Below are 16,039 nucleotides of genomic sequence, written 5' to 3'. Positions count from 1 at the left end.
TTGTTCCTTTGGCATGCTATCTTGGCTTCATGAGTCCAGCATCCTCTCATGCTCTCAAGCACCCGCCGGTCACGGCGCCCTCCGAGCCGGCGGGTGCGCCTTCTGACTTCCCTGAGCTGGCGGTCGCCATCGACCGCCAGCGCAGGCGAGGCCGGGGCGCGCAGTCCAACGCCAGCGGCCGGTTTGAGGCCGAGGCGCGCGTCGCATTCGACGATGGCTGGCAGAGCCTTGAAGAACTGCCCCCGTTCAAGACCACGGTCGGGATCGACACCTCGCGCAAGGTGATCACCCGCAACGAATCTCCCGACATCGGCTTCGATCGTTCGATCAATCCCTACCGCGGTTGCGAGCACGGCTGCGTCTATTGCTTCGCGCGGCCGACGCATGCCTATCTCGGCCTGTCGCCGGGGCTCGACTTTGAGTCGAAGCTGTTCGTGAAGCCCGAGGCGCCGGCGTTGCTCGAGAAGGAGCTTGCGGCGCCGGGCTACGAGCCGCGGATGATCGCGATCGGCACCAACACCGATCCCTATCAGCCGATCGAGCGCGAGCGCAAAATCATGCGCGGCATTCTGGAGGTGCTGGAGCGCGCCGGCCATCCCGTCGGGATCGTCACCAAGTCGGCGCTGGTCGTGCGCGACATCGACATTCTCGCGCGAATGGCCAAACGCAACCTCGCCAAGGTCGGGATCTCCGTGACCTCGCTCGATCCGAAACTAGCGCGCACCATGGAGCCGCGGGCGTCCACGCCGCCGAAGCGGCTGGAGGCACTGAAGCAGCTTTCCGAGGCTGGCATTCCGACCACCGTCATGGTCGCGCCCGTGATCCCCGCGCTGAACGATTCCGAGATCGAGCGCATCCTGGATGCCGCCGCCCATGCCGGCGTCAAGGAGGCCTCCTACGTGTTGCTGCGGTTGCCGCTCGAGGTGCGCGATCTCTTTCGGGAATGGCTGATGGCGAACTATCCGGACCGGTATCGCCACGTCTTCACGCTGATCCGCGACATGCGCGGCGGCCGTGACTACGATGCGAAATGGGGCGAGCGCATGAAGGGCACCGGCCCGATGGCCTGGACCATCGGCCGCCGCTTCGAGATCGCTTGCGACAGGCTCGGGCTGAACAAACGGCGCGCCAAGCTGACGACGGATCATTTTGCCAAGCCGAAGCGGAACGGCGATCAGCTCAGCCTGTTCTGAGGGACGAAGTGAGAGAGGCGTCTATGAGTAAGGAACCGCCAGCTCCTATCCCGCGGCTGACCGTCATCACGCTGGGCGTGAACGACATCCGCGCCAGCATTGCCTTTTACGACGCGCTCGGTTTCTCGCGCCGGCTCAAGGTAACCGGCGAGACCGTTGCGTTCTATGACACCGGCGGTCCGGTGCTCGCGTTGTTTCCCTGGGATCAACTCGCGGTCGACGCCAAATTGCCTGATCATCCGAGGCCATCGACGTTCCGCGGCATGACGCTCGCCTGGAATTGCCGCGCGCGTGAGGAGGTGGATGCGGTGCTGGTCTTCGCCGTCAGCAAGGGAGCCGCGTTGCTGAAGGCAGCACATGAGACCGACTACGGCGGCTATTCCGGCTATTTCGCCGATCCTGACGGCCATCCCTGGGAGGTCGTGGTCGCGCCCGGCATCGACGTCGGCGAGGACCGGCGGGTGCATCTGGCGGAATAGGGCGGCTGGCTTGAATAACGGGAATTGTTCGAGGTTCCCGATTGCGCAGGCCATGCCGCTTGCGCACGATCCCGGCCATGATTCGGGATCAATCCGCCAAGAAGCCGGCCAAAGGCGCGCCCAAAAAGGCTGCGCCTAAGAACGAGAAGGCTGCGCCTGAGAACAAGAAAGCTGCGCCCAAAAAAATCGCCAAGGCGCTGGCCGGCACAAAGAGCGCCATCATCGTTGCCCCAAGCTTCCGCCGTGAGCGCGCGCTGATCAAGCGCGGCGTTTGGCCGGTAGCGGGCTGCGATGAGGCGGGCCGGGGGCCACTGGCCGGTCCGGTGGTGGCGGCGGCGGTGATTCTCGATCCCGACCGCATCCCGCGCGGCATCGACGATTCCAAGCGCCTGACGGCCGAGGAGCGCGAAAGGCTGTTCGGCAAGATCTGCGCGACCGCCCAGGTCTCGGTGGCCGTCGCCTCGCGCTCCCGCATCGACCGCGACAACATCCTGCGCGCCTCGCTGTGGGCGCTGAAGCGCGCCGTGGTGGCGCTGCCCCAGCAGCCGCGGCACGTCTTCGTCGACGGCCGCGACCGGCTCGACACGGAATGCGATTGCGAAGCCGTGATCGGCGGCGACGGCATCGTCCTGTCGATCGCAGCGGCCTCGATCATCGCCAAGGTAACGCGGGACCGCCTGATGTGCGCGTTGGCGCAGGACTGTCCCGGCTACGGTTTCGAGCAGCATAAGGGCTACGCCGTGCCCGAGCACCTCGACGCGCTCAACCGCCTCGGTCCCACCGTCCACCACCGCAGCTTCTTCGCCCCCGTCGCCGCCGCACGCGCCAAGCACATGCCCTGGACGGTCGAGCCGGCGCAGGATCTGTTTGCGGTGACCGAGATCGAGTTGCAGGTGGACACGAGCCTGGAAGTCGACGCGTCGGCAAATCTCTAGACGAGACTCAGTTGCCACGACGCGTCACGCCCTTTATCAAAACAGTCGTGAGCGAATAGGGCCGGCTTCACGGGTTGGCTGCATCTTTCGGACGTTGCATGCGGTTTACCTCCCTGGTCATCGAGCTCATTCGCGCGCGGCCGCGGCTGATCGTCTGGATCGCCGTGCTGCTCCAGGCCGCGATGTGGCTGTTCGTGGCGCTCGTGTTTTATCGCAGCCCGCCCGGCAGTCTCGCGACCCTGCTGGCCTTCGGCCGCGAATACCAGGTCGGCACCGATCTCGGGCCGCCCTTGCCGGTCTGGCTCGCCGACATCGCCTATCGCGCTGCCGGCGGCCACCTGTTCGGTGTCTACGTGCTGGCCGAGCTCTGCGGGATCGCGACTTTGATCACGCTCTATCATCTGTCCCGCGCGGTGGTCGGTCCCCAGCAGGCAGTGCTGGCCGTGCTGCTGACCATGACGCTGCTGGCCTTCTCCTCGCCCACACTCGACTTCGGCCCTCTGGTGCTGGCGCGACCGCTCTGGGCGCTGCTGCTGCTGCATTCCTGGCAGATCATCGGACAGCGCCGCGGCAACGCCTGGTTTGCCTGGTCGATCGAGGCCGGCCTCTTGCTGCTGACGACGCCGGCTGCGATCTTCCTGCTGCTGCTGATCGTCGTCTTCGCGCTCGCAACCGCGGACGGCCGCCGCACGTTGCGTGCCTTCGACCCGCTGTTTGCGCTGGTGGTCGTCGCCGTGCTGGCATTGCCCTATGCCGTCTGGCTGATGCGCGCCGAGGCGCTCGTCCTGCCGGCCTTGCCTGCGGTCGCCCAGCTCAATGCCCGCGCGCTGCACGCGGCCTGGCTGCTCGGGGGGCTCCTGCTCGGTGCGGCGGCGATCCCGGCGCTGACCGTCCTCAACACCGGCCTGTTCGTGCCCAAGAGCGAGGAGGCGCCGATCATCTACCGCCCGCCGGTCGAGCCGCTCGCACGTAATTTCGTCTATTTCTTCGCGCTGGCGCCGGCGCTCGGCGCGGTGCTGATCTCCGGCCTGCTGGGCCTCGACGCCGTCGTCGGCGGCGCCGGCGTCGTGCTGGTGTCGTCGGGGCTTGCCGTGGTCGTGGGGGCCGGCGATCTCATCGCGATGCGCCGCGCGAGGATGCTGCGGATGGTCTGGGCGGCTGCCGTCGTGGCGCCCGCAATCGGCGTCGTGCTCGCCGTCCTGCTGCTGCCGTGGACCGGTGCCAACGAGATCGCGACCTCGATGCCGGCCCGCGCGATTTCGGACTTCTTCGACGAGAGCTTTGCCCGCCGCACCAATCATCGCCTGCGCGCGGTCGCCGGCGAGACCCAGCTTGCGAGCTTGATCACGCTGCATTCCGGCCGGCCGCATCTCTTCATCGATGCCGAGCCCGCGCGTACACCCTGGATCAATCAGGCCAAATTCAGCGAGACCGGCGGCGTCGTGGTCTGGCGCGCTTCCGATACCGCCGGCACGCCGCCGCCGGACATCCTCGCGCGCTTTCCCGGCATCGTGCCGGAAGTCCCGCGCGCCTTCGAATGGCTGGTGACCGGACGCCAGCAACTCCTGCGCATCGGCTGGGCCATCGTGCGGCCGAAGGGGACTTAGTTGCTCGCTCTTTCGGTCGTCATTGCGAGGAGCCCTTGCGACGAAGCAATCCACAGCCCCTCCGCGGAAAGATTCTGGATTGCTTCGCTGCGCTCGCAATGACGGCGAAAGGCTGTACGGCCCCTCACGCCTCCGCCAGCACCTTCGCGATCGCGCGCAGATCCTGCCAGGCCAGCCGCTTGTACGACGGCGAGCGCAACAGATAGGCGGGATGGAAGGTCGGCAGCGCGCGAATGGTGCGCCCGCCCGTCTCGTAGTCGAACCAGCGGCCGCGGGTACGCATGATGCCTTCGCGGGTCGACAGCAGCGTCTGCGTCGAGGGATTGCCGAGTGTCACCAGCACATCCGGATTCACCAGCTCGATCTGGCGCTGGATGAACGGCAGGCAGATTTGCGTCTCCTGCGGCGTCGGCGTGCGGTTGCCGGGCGGCCGCCAGGGAATCACGTTGGCGATGTAGGCCGTGGTGCGGTTGAGGCCTATGGCTCCTATCATCAAATCGAGCAGCTTGCCGCTGCGCCCGACGAAGGGCAGCCCCTCGATGTCCTCGTCGCGGCCCGGTGCCTCGCCGACGAACATGATGCGTGCCTGCGGATTGCCGTCGGCGAAAACCAAACGTGTCGCCGTGTGCTTCAGCGCGCAGCCGTCAAAGCTCTGCATCAGCTCGCGCAGCGCCTCCAAGCTTGGCGCGGTGCGTGCGGCCTCGCGCGCCGAGGCGATCGCGATGTCGGGCGCAGGTGCCGCCTCGCCGCGCATCACCGCGGGCGCGGCGACCGGCCGTGGGGCCTCGACTGGAGGTGGCGCGCGCGGGGCCGGAGGTGGAACATCCAATTCCGCCAGGCGGTCGATCGGTTCCTCCGCGAGCGTGCAATCGACTCCGGCCTCCAGATAGAAGGCGAGCAGCTCTCGGACCGTGGGTGCGGGTTCTGGGATCATCGGAAAGTCTGACTATTAGTCCAGTTTGGAGCGCCTTGCACCCCGGCGAAACGCATTTCCGAGGTTGTCCTACCCGGAAAAATCGGAAACAAGAGGGCGCAATCGACCAAGGACCGTCTCAAGGGCTGAGATCAGATGAGCACCGAAGAACTTCCCCCGCGCGAATCCATGGAATTCGACGTCGTCATCGTCGGCGCCGGTCCCTCGGGCCTGGCTGCGGCGATCCGGCTGAAGCAGATCAATGCCGATCTCAATGTCGTGGTGGTGGAGAAGGGCTCCGAGGTCGGTGCGCATATTCTCTCCGGCGCCGTGATCGATCCGGCCGGGCTCGACAAGCTGATCCCGGACTGGCGCGAGGATTCCGATTGTCCGCTCAAGACGCAGGTCAAGGACGACCGCTTCTTCTGGTTCACCGAGACCAGCGCGATCAAGCTGCCGAACTTCATCATGCCGCCGCTGATGGACAATCATCACTGCTATATCGGCTCGCTCGGCAATGTCTGCCGCTGGCTGGCGCGCAAAGCGGAAGCGCTAGGCGTCGAGATCTATCCCGGTTTTGCCGCGGCCGAAGTGCTCTATGACGACAATGGCGCGGTGCGCGGCATCGCCACCGGCGACATGGGGATCGGCCGGGACGGCAAGCCGAAGGACTCCTTTACCCGTGGCATGGAATTGCTCGGCAAGTACACGCTGTTCGCCGAAGGTGCGCGCGGCAGCCTGACCAAGCAGCTGATCTCGAAATACGCGCTCGACACCAAAAGTGAGCCGCCGAAATTTGGCATCGGGCTCAAGGAAGTCTGGCAGATCGATCCGGCCAAGCATCAGAAGGGCCTCGTGCAGCACGCGGTTGGCTGGCCCTTGAACAACAACACCGGCGGCGGCCTGTTCTTCTACCATTATGACGAGAACCTGGTGTCGATCGGTTTCGTCGTTCATCTCAACTACAACGACCCCTATTTGTCGCCATTCGACGAATTCCAGCGCGTCAAGAACCATCCGGCCGTCCGCGCGACGCTTGAAGGCGGCAAGCGGCTGGCTTACGGCGCGCGCGCCATCACCGAAGGCGGGTACCAGTCGGTGCCGCGGCTGAGCTTCCCGGGCGGTGCGCTAATCGGCTGCGCGGCCGGCTTCGTCAACGTGCCCCGGATCAAGGGCGTGCACAATGCCATGGGCACCGGCATGCTCGCGGCCGAACATGTTAACGTGGCTCTCGCTGCGGGCCGCGCCAATGATGAGCTGGTCGAATACGAGAACGGTTGGCGCGATTCCGTCGTCGGTAAGGACCTCTATCCTGTCCGCAATGCCAAGCCGTTGTTGTCGAAGTTCGGCACCTTCATCGGCGCCGGGCTCGGCATCTTCGACATGTGGTGCAACACGCTGTTCGGCGGCTCGCTATTTGGCACCCAGTCGCACGCGAAGCCCGATCGCGCGACGCTCGATCCGGCCAAGACCCACGCGCCGAGAACCTACCCGAAGCCGGACGGCAAGATTTCCTTCGACAAGCTCTCGTCGGTGTTCCTGTCCAATACCAATCATGAGGAGGACCAGCCGGTCCATCTCAAGGTCACGGACATGAACCTCCAGAAGACCTCCGAGCACGACGTGTTTGCCGGTCCCTCGAATCGCTATTGCCCGGCCGGCGTCTATGAGTGGATCGAGGAAGGTTCGGGCCCGCGCTTCCAGATCAATGCCCAGAACTGCGTTCACTGCAAAACCTGCGACGTGAAGGACCCCAACGGCAACATCACCTGGGTTCCCCCGGAGGGCGGCGGCGGTCCGAACTACGAGGCCATGTAGGCTGGGGTCAGCAAGTCACGATCCATGTGACCGAGGCCAATGTGACCAGAGTTGCGTGATCTTCGCCCTGTGACGCACGTTCGCGTGAGAACCCGGCCGCGGTCCCCGTGGTCACGATAAGGCCATACTGGCGGCGTCTTGGGGCGCTCTTGACGGGTCACTTGGCCGATTTGTGCCGTGCGGAGGGGATCGCCCGGCCCGAATCCTTGCGGTGAAGCGCCAAAAGCGGCATTGTCGGCCTGACGGTTCCGGGTCCCCATGCCACCGGCCGCGTTCGCTTGCGATACGGCCTTCTGCAAACCCAGGCACTACCAACTCAAGGCGAGCCCCGATGCTTTCAAATCGTTTCAACCGTTGGACTGTTGCCGCCATTGCCCTCATGGGCTCAGCGATGGCGACGGTCCCCGGCGCGGTCCGGGCGCAGACGCCGGACCATCCGTCCGACACGGCGGCGCAGTTTCCGACCCGAAACGATCTGAAGGCGCTGACCACCTCCGGCAGCTATCTCGCCGCCCGCCACGCCAGCGTCGAGCGCGACGCGGCCTCCGCCGCCGCATTCTATCGCTCGGCCCTGCGCACCGACCCCAAGAACAACGAGCTGCTCGATCGCGCCTTCATCTCCTCGGTCGCCGACGGTGACATCGACGAGGCTGTCAAGCTCGCCGAGCGCATCCTGACCATCGACAAGACCAACCGCGTTGCACGGCTCGTCGTTGGCGTGCACGATCTCAAGTTCAAGAAGTACGCGACCGCGCAGACCAACATCAACCAGTCGATCCGCGGTCCGATCACCGATCTCGTCGCCACGCTGCTGTCGGGCTGGGCCGCCTATGGTGCGGGGGATGCCAAGGGCGGCGTCGCCACCATCGACAAGCTGGCCGGTCCTGAATGGTATCCGCTGTTCAAGGATCTCCATGCCGGCATGATCCTCGAACTCGCCGGCAAGGAGAAAGACGCTGGCACCCGGTTCGAGCGTGCCTACAAGCTCGACGATTCCATGTTGCGTGTCACCGAGGCCTATGCGCGCTGGCTATCTCGCAACAAGGACTCGGCCGCCGCGACCACGGTCTACCAGGCTTTCGACAAGAAGCTCGCCCGCCATCCGCTGATCGTGGAAGGGTTGCGCGACACCAAGGCCGGCAAGAAGATGCCGCCGCTTGTCGATAGCGCGCAAGCCGGCGCCGCAGAAGCACTCTACGGCATCGGCGCCACACTGACCCGCCGCGGCGGCGAGGATCTGGCGCTGGTCTACCTCCAGCTCTCGCTCTACCTGCAGCCCACCCATCCCCTGGCGCTGCTCTCGCTCGCCGATCTCTATGAATCGGTGAAGCGGCCGCAGATGGCGATCAAGGTCTACGAGCGGGTGCCGTCGTCCTCTCCACTCAAGCGCAACGCCCAAATCCAGCTCGCCATCGATCTGGATTCCGCCGACCGCACCGACGAGGCGATCAAGATCCTCAAGGGCGTCACCACTGAGGATCCCAAGGATCTCGAAGCCATCATGGCGCTCGGCAACATCGAGCGCGGCCGCAAGAAGTTCGGCGAATGCGGCGCGACCTATTCGCAAGGCGTCGACGTGCTGCCGGCCGGCAACGATAAGGCCAACAGCGTCTGGTATTATTATCGCGGCATCTGCGAGGAGCGCTCCAAGCAGTGGGGCAAGGCCGAAGCCGACATGAAGAAGGCGCTCGAGCTGCAACCCGACCAGCCGCACGTCCTCAACTATCTCGGCTATTCCTGGATCGACCAGGGCATCAATCTCGACGAAGGCATGAAGATGATCAAGCGGGCAGTCGAGCAGCGCCCGGATGACGGCTACATCGTCGACTCCCTTGGCTGGGCCTATTACCGCATCGGCAATTACGAGGACGCGGTGAAGAACCTCGAGCGCGCCATTGATCTCAAGCCCGAGGATCCCACTATCAACGATCACCTTGGCGACGCCTATTGGCGCGTCGGCCGCACGCTGGAAGCCAAGTTCCAGTGGGCCCACGCCCGCGATCTCAAGCCCGAAGCGGATGAGCTTCCGAAGATCGAGGCCAAGATTGCAAACGGTATGACCGACGACAATTCGAACTCCTCGGCTGCGCAGGCGGAGAAGGAGAAGAAGAAGGACGACGGCAAGGGCGGCTGAGTGAGTTGAAGTTGGGGGCGTGTCGTCAATGCCGGCGTTGATTGAAGAAGGGCGCGCGAAGGTCAATCTGAGCCTTCGCGTGGTGGGCCGTCGTGCCGACGGCTATCATGATCTCGAAAGCGTGGTCGCCTTTGCCGACTGCGCCGACCGGCTCACGCTGGAGCCCGGCGGCGAGCTGAAGCTCACCACGACGGGGCCGCTCGCCGCGGCCTGCGGCAATATGGCCGACAACCTCGTGTTCAAGGCGGCCAAGCTCCTGGCCGAAGCCGTCCCGAACCTGAAGCTGGGCGCCTTCGCGCTCGACAAGGTGCTCCCGGTCGCCGCCGGCATCGGCGGCGGCTCGGCCGACGCCGCGGCGGCGCTGCGGTTGCTGGCGCGCCTCAACGATCTGTCGCTCGACGACGCCCGCCTCCAGAAGGTTGCGCTTGCGACCGGCGCCGACGTGCCGGTGTGTCTGTTCTCGCGCGCCTGCGACATGACCGGTGTCGGCGAGCAGCTGCTGCCCTTGATGCTGCCGAGCATGCCCTGCGTGATGGTCAATCCACGCGTGCCGGTCGCGACAAAGGACGTGTTCCAGGAGCTGGGCCTGCGCAACGGCGAACTCCTGGTCGGCGCCACGTCCGTCTTCGACGGCCCGGCCTGGCCAGGCGAGGGCGCCTCCATCGCCGACTGGATCGATACTCTCGAGACCGTCGCCAATGATCTCGAAGCGCCTGCGATGCGCATCAAGCCGGTGATTGGCGACGTGCTGGAAGCCTTGCGTGGCTCCGCCGGCGTCAAGCTCGCCCGCATGTCCGGCTCGGGGGCGACGTGCTTTGCGATCTATGGCGCATCTGCCGAGGCGCATGCCGCCGCCGAGAATATCCGCAGGGATCATTCCGGCTGGTGGGTGCACTCGGGAACGCTGAGCTAGATCTGCAATGACGCGGATGTTGCGGAGCTAGCCCGCAGCGTCCTCGCCAAGCCCGAGAAACCGCCGGATCTCACCCAACACCTCCTGCGGCTTGTCATGCTGCAGCCAGTGTCCGGCCCCTGCAATGGTCTCGACGCGCGCCTGCGGAAAGTAGCGCTCCAGCCCCGCGGCCCTCGCGCCAGCCAGAAAGCTTTCGCCGGCATTCAAGAGCAGCGTCGGACAGGTGATGCGCGACCACAGCGCGATGTGATCGTCCGGCCAGAGCCGGTGCGGCGCAGAGGCGCGCTGGTAGGGATCGAACTTCCAGCTATAGGTGCCGTCCTCGTTCTGCCGCGCGCCGTGGGTGGCGAGGTGCAGCGCGAGCTCGCGAGACAGCCGCTTGTTGTGAAGGACCATCTGCGCCGCCGCGTCTTCGAGGGTCGAATAGCGGCGCGGTGCGCGGTCGTGCAACTTGTCGAGCTGACCGATCCACTTGCCGATCCGCTCATGCACCGGCGGTTTTGGTGTATCCGGCAACATCGTCACGCCGTCGAGCACGACCAGCTTCGAGACCTGTTCGGGGAATGCCCCTGTAAAGATCAGGCTGACCATGCCGCCCATAGAATGGCCGATGAGAGTGACTTGAGGCGCCGCGATGGCACGGACGAGCTGGGCCAGATCGTACACATACTCCGTCAGCGCGTAGCTGCCGCCCCTGGTCCAGTCGGAATCGCCGTGACCGCGCAGGTCCGGTGCGAGCACGTGAAAATGCGGCTGCAGCGACCGGGCGATGACGTCCCAGCTCCGGCAGTGATCGCGGCCGCCGTGAACCAGGATGGCGACCGGCGCGCCGTCGTTGCCCCAGTCGGCATAGTGCAGCCGCAGGCCGTGAGACTCGTAAATGCGGCTTTGCGGGGCGGGCATGGTGGCGCTATCCATTCACGGGCCGCCGCGCCAGTGCGAGCGACAGGCCGAGCCCTGCGATGAAGACGCCGGAGCCCTGGGTGAGACGTCGCATCAAATGCGGGCGTCCGATCAACTGCGTACGTGTCGCGGAGGCCATCAGCACCACCACGATATCGGCGAGCGTGTTCAGCGTCACCGAGAGCGCGCCCAACGTGATGAATTGCAGTGTCGGGTTCGATCCCGCCGGGTCAAGGAACTGCGGAATGAAGGCGAGGAAGAAGGCGGCGGTCTTCGGGTTCAGCGCCTCGACCAGCACGCCGTCGCGAAAGGCGCGCTTGTCGCCGACGGGCTTGCTGTCGAATGACGGCGCGCGGCTGGCGCTGCGAAAAGTCCTGATGCCGAGCCAGACGAGATAAAGTGCGCCGACGAATTTCACGGCGGCAAACAGCTCGGCGCTGGCAAGAATGATCGCGGAGATGCCGAAGCTGCCCGCGACCACATGAACCAGCCCGCCGAGTGCGGTGCCCGCGGTCGATGCAAAACCGCTGCCGCGCCCTTCCGATAGGGTCCGTGCCGCGACGTAGAAAATGCCGGGGCCGGGAACGGCGGCGATGAGACAAGCGGCGGCCAGGAACAGCCAGAAATTCGTGTTGATCATCCTGCTTTGGTAGCGATGCTTGCCGCGATTGCAAGGCCCGTCGACTAAGGCCCGTCGTTCAGCCCATCCGGCGGAAGATCACGCTGGCATTCACCCCGCCGAAGCCGAACCCGTTCGAGATCGCGTGCTGCATCGGCATCGGTCGCGCCACACCGGCGACGATGTCGATGCCGTCAGCGGCGGGATCAGGGTTTTCGAGATTGAGCGTCGGCGGCGCGATCTGGTCGCGCAGGGCGAGCGCGGTGAAGACCGCTTCGAGGCCACCGGCGGCGCCGAGCAGATGCCCGGTGGCCGATTTGGTCGCGCTCACCGCGATGCCGCGGTGGCGGCCGAATAGCGCGGCGATGGCGCCAAGCTCGCTCTCGTCGCCGGCCGGCGTCGACGTCGCATGCGCGTTCAGGTGCTGTAAATCCGCGGGCGCAAGCTTGGCCTGCCGGAGCGCGATCTCCATGGCGCGCCGGGCGCCGTCGCCGTCAGGCGGACCCGATGTCATGTGATAGGCGTCCGCGGTCGTACCGTATCCGACGATCTCCGCGATCGGCCTCGCGCCGCGCGCCAATGCATGCTCCAGCTCCTCGATCACCAGGATGCCGGCGCCTTCGCCCATGACAAAACCGTCGCGGTCGCGATCGAACGGGCGCGAGGCGCGGGCGTCATTGAATCCGCTCGACAGTGCGCGGGCCGCCGCAAAGCCGCCGAGGCTGACGATGTCGATGCAGGCTTCCGCGCCGCCGCAGATCGCCACATCAGTCTCGCCCGCGCGGATCATGCGCGCGGCATCGCCGATCGCCTGAACGCCGGCAGCGCAGGCCGTGACCGGTGTGCCCAGCGCTCCCTTGTAGCCGTATTTGATCGAGACGTGGCCGGCGGCGAGATTGGCGAGGAAGGAGGGGATCGTGAACGGCGACAGCCGGCGCGGGCCGCGCTGTTCGGTGATGCGCACCGCCTCCGCCATTGCCGGAAAACCGCCGACGCCGGAGGCGATGATCGTCGCAGTTCGTTCCTGCGCCGCCGCGTCCTGCGGCGTCCAACCGGCCTGCGCAACCGCTTCCGCGGTGGCGAGCAGCGCGAACAGGATGAAGCGGTCCATCTTGCGCTGGTCTTTCGGCGCGGCGGCCTGCGCGGGATCGAAGCCGCCCTCCGCGTCATCGGCCTTGTCGGGCACGAGGCCGGCAATACGTGCGGGCAGCGCCTGCGACCATTCCGGCAGCGGGCGCAGCCCGCTTTGGCCGGCCAGCAGCCGGCGCCACGAAAGTTCGACACCGCAGCCAAGCGGCGACACCGCGCCCATTCCCGTCACGACGATACGACGCATGTCAGTCTCCAGCCGGCGCGACGGCCGGGTTCATGGCTTTGAGCGAGGTCAGCCGTTTACGCATTACACGGCTGGCGCGGGGGCCTGCGACGACGACCGCATTGGTGAGCGTGATCGGCTGCATGTCGGCGGCATCGACCACGACCGGATTGAACGGACGACAATCGTGCCGGTTCGCGAGCAGGATCGCTTCGCCCATCGGTGCGAGATGCTTGTTGCCCCAAGCGAGCAGGGTTGCGACCACGGGGAAGAAGTCCCGGGCCTTGTCCGTCAGCACATATTCGTAGCGCGGCGGCCGTTCATTGTAGCGGCGGCGGACGAACATGCCGCTTTCGGTGAGATGGGCCAACCGCCGCGACAGGATGTTCGGCGCGATCCCGAGGCTTTGCGAAAATTCGTCGAACCTCGTTGCGCCCTGGAATGCATCCCGCAGGATCAAAATGCTCCACCATTCGCCGACCGTCTCCACGGCGCGGCCGACCGGACATTCCTGAATGGAGGGGGATTTGGGCTGCATGAGGGGAAGGTAGGTGAGTAGCTTGCAAAATGCAAGTTAGTAGGCGAACCGTTAGAACACTCCGACGGAGGTGTGCCGCAAGATGGCGCACAGGATTTGAATGCAAGTTGGAAGGCGGCCCTCGCACACCTAGCTCGTCATTGCGAGCGAAGCGAAACAATCTAGAGTCCCTTTGCGGGAAGATTCTGGATTGCTTCGCTGCGCTCGCAATGACGCTGTTAATGCGGTGGTGGCGCGTATCTCAACGATGTCGTCCCGGCGAAGGCCGGGACCCAATAGCCACGACTGTTGTTGTGGTGCACGATGGTTGCTACAGGCGCTAAGACAACGCTGACCGAGGTAATGGGTCCCGGCCTTCGCCGGGACGACACTGAGGGTGTGGCTACCAGCAAGCGCTAAGGATGCAGGTAGCTAATGCGACCGAGCCAGGCAGAACGCCACGACCTGCTCCAGCGCGCTCTTCATCGGCGAGGACGGGAACAGCGCCAGCGCGTCCACGGCCATGGCGCCGTAGTGCTGGGCGCGGCTGCGCGTGTCTTCGAGCGCGCGATGCTTGTTCATCAACCCGATGGCGTGGTCGAGGTCGGTGTCGCCGATCTCACCGCGCTCCAGCGCGCGGATCCAGAAGGCGCGCTCGGTGTCGTTGCCGCGGCGGAAGGCGAGCACGACGGGCAGCGTGATCTTGCCCTCGCGGAAATCGTCGCCGGTGTTCTTGCCGAGCTTGGCGCTCTTGCCGCCATAGTCGAGCACGTCGTCGACGAGCTGGAAGGCGATGCCGAGATTCATGCCGACCGAGCGGCAGGCGGTCTGCTCCGCCTTCGGGCGGTTGGCGATCACGGGCCCGACCTCGCAGGCGGCCGCGAACAGCTCGGCGGTCTTGCCGCGGATTACGGCGAGATATTCGTCTTCGGTGGTCGCGGTGTTCTTGGCGGCGGCAAGCTGCATCACCTCGCCCTCGGCGATGGTGGCGGCGGCCGCGGAGAGAATGTCGAGCGCGCGGAGCGAGCCGACCTCGACCATCATGCGGAAGGCCTGGCCGAGCAGGAAGTCGCCGACCAGCACGCTCGCCTCATTGCCCCAGAGCATGCGCGCCGACAGCTTGCCGCGGCGCATCTCGCTCTCGTCGACGACGTCGTCATGGAGCAGCGTGGCGGTATGCATGAACTCGACGCTGGCGGCGAGTTTGATATGGCCGTCGCCGGTGTAGCCGGCGAGGTTGGCCATGGCCAACGTCAGCATCGGACGCAGGCGCTTGCCCCCGGAGGAGATCAAATGGTTGGCGACCTCCGGGATCATGGTCACGTCCGAACCGGTCCGCGACAGGATCGTGGCGTTGACGCGCTCCATGTCACCGGCGACAAGGGCAACCAGCTCTTCGATCGACGCGCCGGGGGTTTCGAAAGGTACGATGACGGCCACGCCGGTCTCCAATATTTGCCCCGGAAGGGCTATTCTGATGGAAAGACAATAGAAACTGGACGGGGATGCGGCAAGGGCCGTGGAACCATTGACATTTGGCGCTTAATCCCCGTCAGGCAGGAGGCTGTGTTTTGCGAGAACTGGTTCGGACCAACGATATGGTGCTGGTGTCGGCGATCGGCGCGCTGCTCGACGGCGCCAACATCCATCATCTGGTGCTGGACCAGAACATGAGCATCATTGAGGGCTCGCTCGGCATTTTGCCGCGGCGGATCCTGGTCCACGAGGACGACGCCATCGAGGCCCGGCAGCTTCTGACCGAGGCCGGCCTCAGCCACGAACTGCGCGGCGATGAGTGAAGCCCTGACAGACCTCACCGAGGACGCCTTTCTCGGCGGGCAATTGCGGCTGAAGCAGAAGCGGTCTGGCCATCGCGCCGGGCACGACGCCATTCTGCTCGCGGCGGCGACGGAGGCGAGGGCGGGCGACCGTGTCGTCGATCTCGGCGCCGGCATCGGCACGGCGGGCCTTGCGTTGGCTCGGCGCGTCGCCGGGATCAGGCTCGGCCTGCTCGAGATCGATCCGGAGCTGGCGGAGCTTGCGCGCGCCAATGCGGCCGCGAATGCGATTGCCGCCGAGACGATCGTGCTCGACGTCACCGCGGACGCGCAGGCCTTCGCAGCCAGCGGGCTCGCGCCCGACAGCGTCGACGTCGTGCTGATGAACCCGCCCTTCAACGATCCCGCTCGCCATCGCGGTTCGCCCGATCAGGCGCGCCAGATCGCGCATGTGGCGACGGATCAGACGCTGAATGCCTGGGTGCATGCGGCGCGGCGCATCCTCCGATCGCATGGCGCGCTGACATTGATCTGGCGCGCAGATGGGATCGCGGAGGTTTTGGCGGCGCTGTCTCGCGGCTTCGGCAGTCTCGCGATTCTGCCGGTTCACGGTGAAGCCGGGCGGCCCGCGATCCGCGTGCTGGTGCGCGCAATCAAGGGCGGGAGGGCACCGGTACGATTGTTGCCGGGCCTCATGCTCAACGAGGAGTCACGCGTGCCCAAAATAGAGGTGATGGATATTCTGGAGGGAAGGGCGGTTCTACCCCTGGTGGAACCGTGCTGAGCTATCGCGGAAGCGATTCCGACTGCTGCTCTTGCGGAGTCGTCAGGCGGATCGCCATGAACAGCGCACCGATCAGCAGCATCAGCAGATAGATTTTCATGGTGTTCTCCGCTGGCCCATTGCAGCCTCTC

At 65.6% G+C, this 16,039-nt stretch carries 15 protein-coding genes; 9 read left to right on the top strand and 6 right to left on the bottom strand.

Annotation, left to right across the window (positions count from 1 at the left end):
* Positions 1-29: 29 nt before the first annotated feature.
* The 4 genes from IVB42_RS36805 (at position 30) to IVB42_RS36790 (ending at position 4,214) form a co-directional block, all read left to right on the top strand.
* A complete protein-coding gene (locus IVB42_RS36805) occupies positions 30-1,193 on the top strand; it encodes a PA0069 family radical SAM protein (RefSeq protein WP_018454912.1) in 1,164 nt (387 codons plus the stop codon).
* 23 nt (positions 1,194-1,216) lie between these two features.
* Positions 1,217-1,672, top strand: coding sequence for a VOC family protein (locus tag IVB42_RS36800; protein WP_018454911.1), 456 nt, complete (start codon positions 1,217-1,219; stop codon positions 1,670-1,672).
* Between the two features lie 77 nt (positions 1,673-1,749).
* On the top strand, positions 1,750-2,607 hold the full coding sequence (locus tag IVB42_RS36795; protein ID WP_247372689.1) for a ribonuclease HII: 858 nt from the start codon (positions 1,750-1,752) through the stop codon (positions 2,605-2,607).
* Positions 2,608-2,705: 98 nt separating this feature from the next.
* The gene (locus tag IVB42_RS36790) at positions 2,706-4,214 is read left to right on the top strand and encodes a glycosyltransferase family 39 protein (RefSeq protein WP_247391673.1); all 1,509 of its coding nucleotides are present in this window, start codon (positions 2,706-2,708) and stop codon (positions 4,212-4,214) included.
* Positions 4,215-4,338: 124 nt separating this feature from the next.
* Here the strand turns inward: IVB42_RS36790 and IVB42_RS36785 are convergent, their stop codons facing one another.
* Positions 4,339-5,148, bottom strand: a complete 810-nt coding sequence (locus IVB42_RS36785) for a uracil-DNA glycosylase (protein WP_247372693.1) — start codon at positions 5,146-5,148, stop codon at positions 4,339-4,341.
* A 135-nt stretch (positions 5,149-5,283) separates the two neighbouring features.
* Here IVB42_RS36785 and IVB42_RS36780 point away from each other — a divergent pair, with 135 nt between their 5' ends.
* The 3 genes from IVB42_RS36780 to IVB42_RS36770 all read left to right on the top strand — a co-directional run bounded on the left by IVB42_RS36780 (position 5,284) and on the right by IVB42_RS36770 (position 9,992).
* The gene (locus tag IVB42_RS36780) at positions 5,284-6,945 is read left to right on the top strand and encodes an electron transfer flavoprotein-ubiquinone oxidoreductase (RefSeq protein WP_018454907.1); all 1,662 of its coding nucleotides are present in this window, start codon (positions 5,284-5,286) and stop codon (positions 6,943-6,945) included.
* Positions 6,946-7,276: 331 nt separating this feature from the next.
* Positions 7,277-9,079 carry a tetratricopeptide repeat protein gene (locus IVB42_RS36775; protein WP_026232840.1) on the top strand — a complete coding sequence of 601 codons (1,803 nt, stop codon included), beginning with the start codon at positions 7,277-7,279 and terminating at the stop codon, positions 9,077-9,079.
* Between the two features lie 28 nt (positions 9,080-9,107).
* Positions 9,108-9,992, top strand: a complete 885-nt coding sequence (locus tag IVB42_RS36770; protein WP_018454905.1) for a 4-(cytidine 5'-diphospho)-2-C-methyl-D-erythritol kinase — start codon at positions 9,108-9,110, stop codon at positions 9,990-9,992.
* Positions 9,993-10,019: 27 nt separating this feature from the next.
* Here IVB42_RS36770 and IVB42_RS36765 read toward each other — a convergent pair whose 3' ends face one another.
* The 5 genes from IVB42_RS36765 to IVB42_RS36745 all read right to left on the bottom strand — a co-directional run bounded on the left by IVB42_RS36765 (position 10,020) and on the right by IVB42_RS36745 (position 14,786).
* Positions 10,020-10,895: an alpha/beta hydrolase gene (locus IVB42_RS36765; protein ID WP_247299542.1), complete on the bottom strand. Its 876-nt coding sequence runs from the start codon at positions 10,893-10,895 to the stop codon at positions 10,020-10,022.
* Between the two features lie 7 nt (positions 10,896-10,902).
* Positions 10,903-11,535, bottom strand: coding sequence for a LysE family translocator (locus IVB42_RS36760; protein WP_018454903.1), 633 nt, complete (start codon positions 11,533-11,535; stop codon positions 10,903-10,905).
* Between the two features lie 58 nt (positions 11,536-11,593).
* Complete coding sequence (fabF, locus tag IVB42_RS36755; RefSeq protein ID WP_247372696.1) at positions 11,594-12,850, bottom strand: beta-ketoacyl-ACP synthase II; 1,257 nt, start codon at positions 12,848-12,850, stop codon at positions 11,594-11,596.
* A gap of 1 nt (position 12,851) precedes the next feature.
* The gene (locus IVB42_RS36750) at positions 12,852-13,367 is read right to left on the bottom strand and encodes a helix-turn-helix domain-containing protein (RefSeq protein WP_018454901.1); all 516 of its coding nucleotides are present in this window, start codon (positions 13,365-13,367) and stop codon (positions 12,852-12,854) included.
* Positions 13,368-13,778: 411 nt separating this feature from the next.
* Positions 13,779-14,786: a polyprenyl synthetase family protein gene (locus tag IVB42_RS36745; RefSeq protein ID WP_007594965.1), complete on the bottom strand. Its 1,008-nt coding sequence runs from the start codon at positions 14,784-14,786 to the stop codon at positions 13,779-13,781.
* 131 nt (positions 14,787-14,917) lie between these two features.
* Between IVB42_RS36745 and IVB42_RS36740 the strand changes: the two genes are divergently transcribed.
* Together IVB42_RS36740 and IVB42_RS36735 are read left to right on the top strand one after the other, a co-directional pair.
* Positions 14,918-15,145, top strand: a complete 228-nt coding sequence (locus tag IVB42_RS36740) for a DUF2007 domain-containing protein (protein WP_007607161.1) — start codon at positions 14,918-14,920, stop codon at positions 15,143-15,145.
* Complete coding sequence (locus tag IVB42_RS36735) at positions 15,138-15,908, top strand: methyltransferase (protein WP_247372698.1); 771 nt, start codon at positions 15,138-15,140, stop codon at positions 15,906-15,908. Before IVB42_RS36740 ends, IVB42_RS36735 begins: the two co-directional genes overlap by 8 nt.
* The last annotated feature ends 131 nt before the right edge of the window (positions 15,909-16,039 follow it).

The sequence above is a fragment of the Bradyrhizobium sp. 45 genome (assembly GCF_023073155.1).
Lineage (GTDB): Bacteria > Pseudomonadota > Alphaproteobacteria > Rhizobiales > Xanthobacteraceae > Bradyrhizobium > Bradyrhizobium canariense_D.
The sequence above is the reverse complement of the archived record's forward strand: the minus strand, read 5'-3'. Positions and strand labels throughout refer to the sequence as shown.

Excerpts from the sequence above, each read along its gene's own strand:
- IVB42_RS36805 (WP_018454912.1), top strand. The coding sequence starts at position 30 with ATGAGTCCAGCATCCTCTCATGCTCTCAAGCACCCGCCGGTCACGGCG.
- IVB42_RS36800 (WP_018454911.1), top strand. The coding sequence starts at position 1,217 with ATGAGTAAGGAACCGCCAGCTCCTATCCCGCGGCTGACCGTCATCACG.
- IVB42_RS36795 (WP_247372689.1), top strand. The coding sequence starts at position 1,750 with ATGATTCGGGATCAATCCGCCAAGAAGCCGGCCAAAGGCGCGCCCAAA.
- IVB42_RS36790 (WP_247391673.1), top strand. The coding sequence starts at position 2,706 with ATGCGGTTTACCTCCCTGGTCATCGAGCTCATTCGCGCGCGGCCGCGG.
- IVB42_RS36785 (WP_247372693.1), bottom strand. The coding sequence starts at position 5,148 with ATGATCCCAGAACCCGCACCCACGGTCCGAGAGCTGCTCGCCTTCTAT.
- IVB42_RS36780 (WP_018454907.1), top strand. The coding sequence starts at position 5,284 with ATGAGCACCGAAGAACTTCCCCCGCGCGAATCCATGGAATTCGACGTC.
- IVB42_RS36775 (WP_026232840.1), top strand. The coding sequence starts at position 7,277 with ATGCTTTCAAATCGTTTCAACCGTTGGACTGTTGCCGCCATTGCCCTC.
- IVB42_RS36770 (WP_018454905.1), top strand. The coding sequence starts at position 9,108 with ATGCCGGCGTTGATTGAAGAAGGGCGCGCGAAGGTCAATCTGAGCCTT.
- IVB42_RS36765 (WP_247299542.1), bottom strand. The coding sequence starts at position 10,895 with ATGCCCGCCCCGCAAAGCCGCATTTACGAGTCTCACGGCCTGCGGCTG.
- IVB42_RS36760 (WP_018454903.1), bottom strand. The coding sequence starts at position 11,535 with ATGATCAACACGAATTTCTGGCTGTTCCTGGCCGCCGCTTGTCTCATC.
- fabF (WP_247372696.1), bottom strand. The coding sequence starts at position 12,850 with ATGCGTCGTATCGTCGTGACGGGAATGGGCGCGGTGTCGCCGCTTGGC.
- IVB42_RS36750 (WP_018454901.1), bottom strand. The coding sequence starts at position 13,367 with ATGCAGCCCAAATCCCCCTCCATTCAGGAATGTCCGGTCGGCCGCGCC.
- IVB42_RS36735 (WP_247372698.1), top strand. The coding sequence starts at position 15,138 with ATGAGTGAAGCCCTGACAGACCTCACCGAGGACGCCTTTCTCGGCGGG.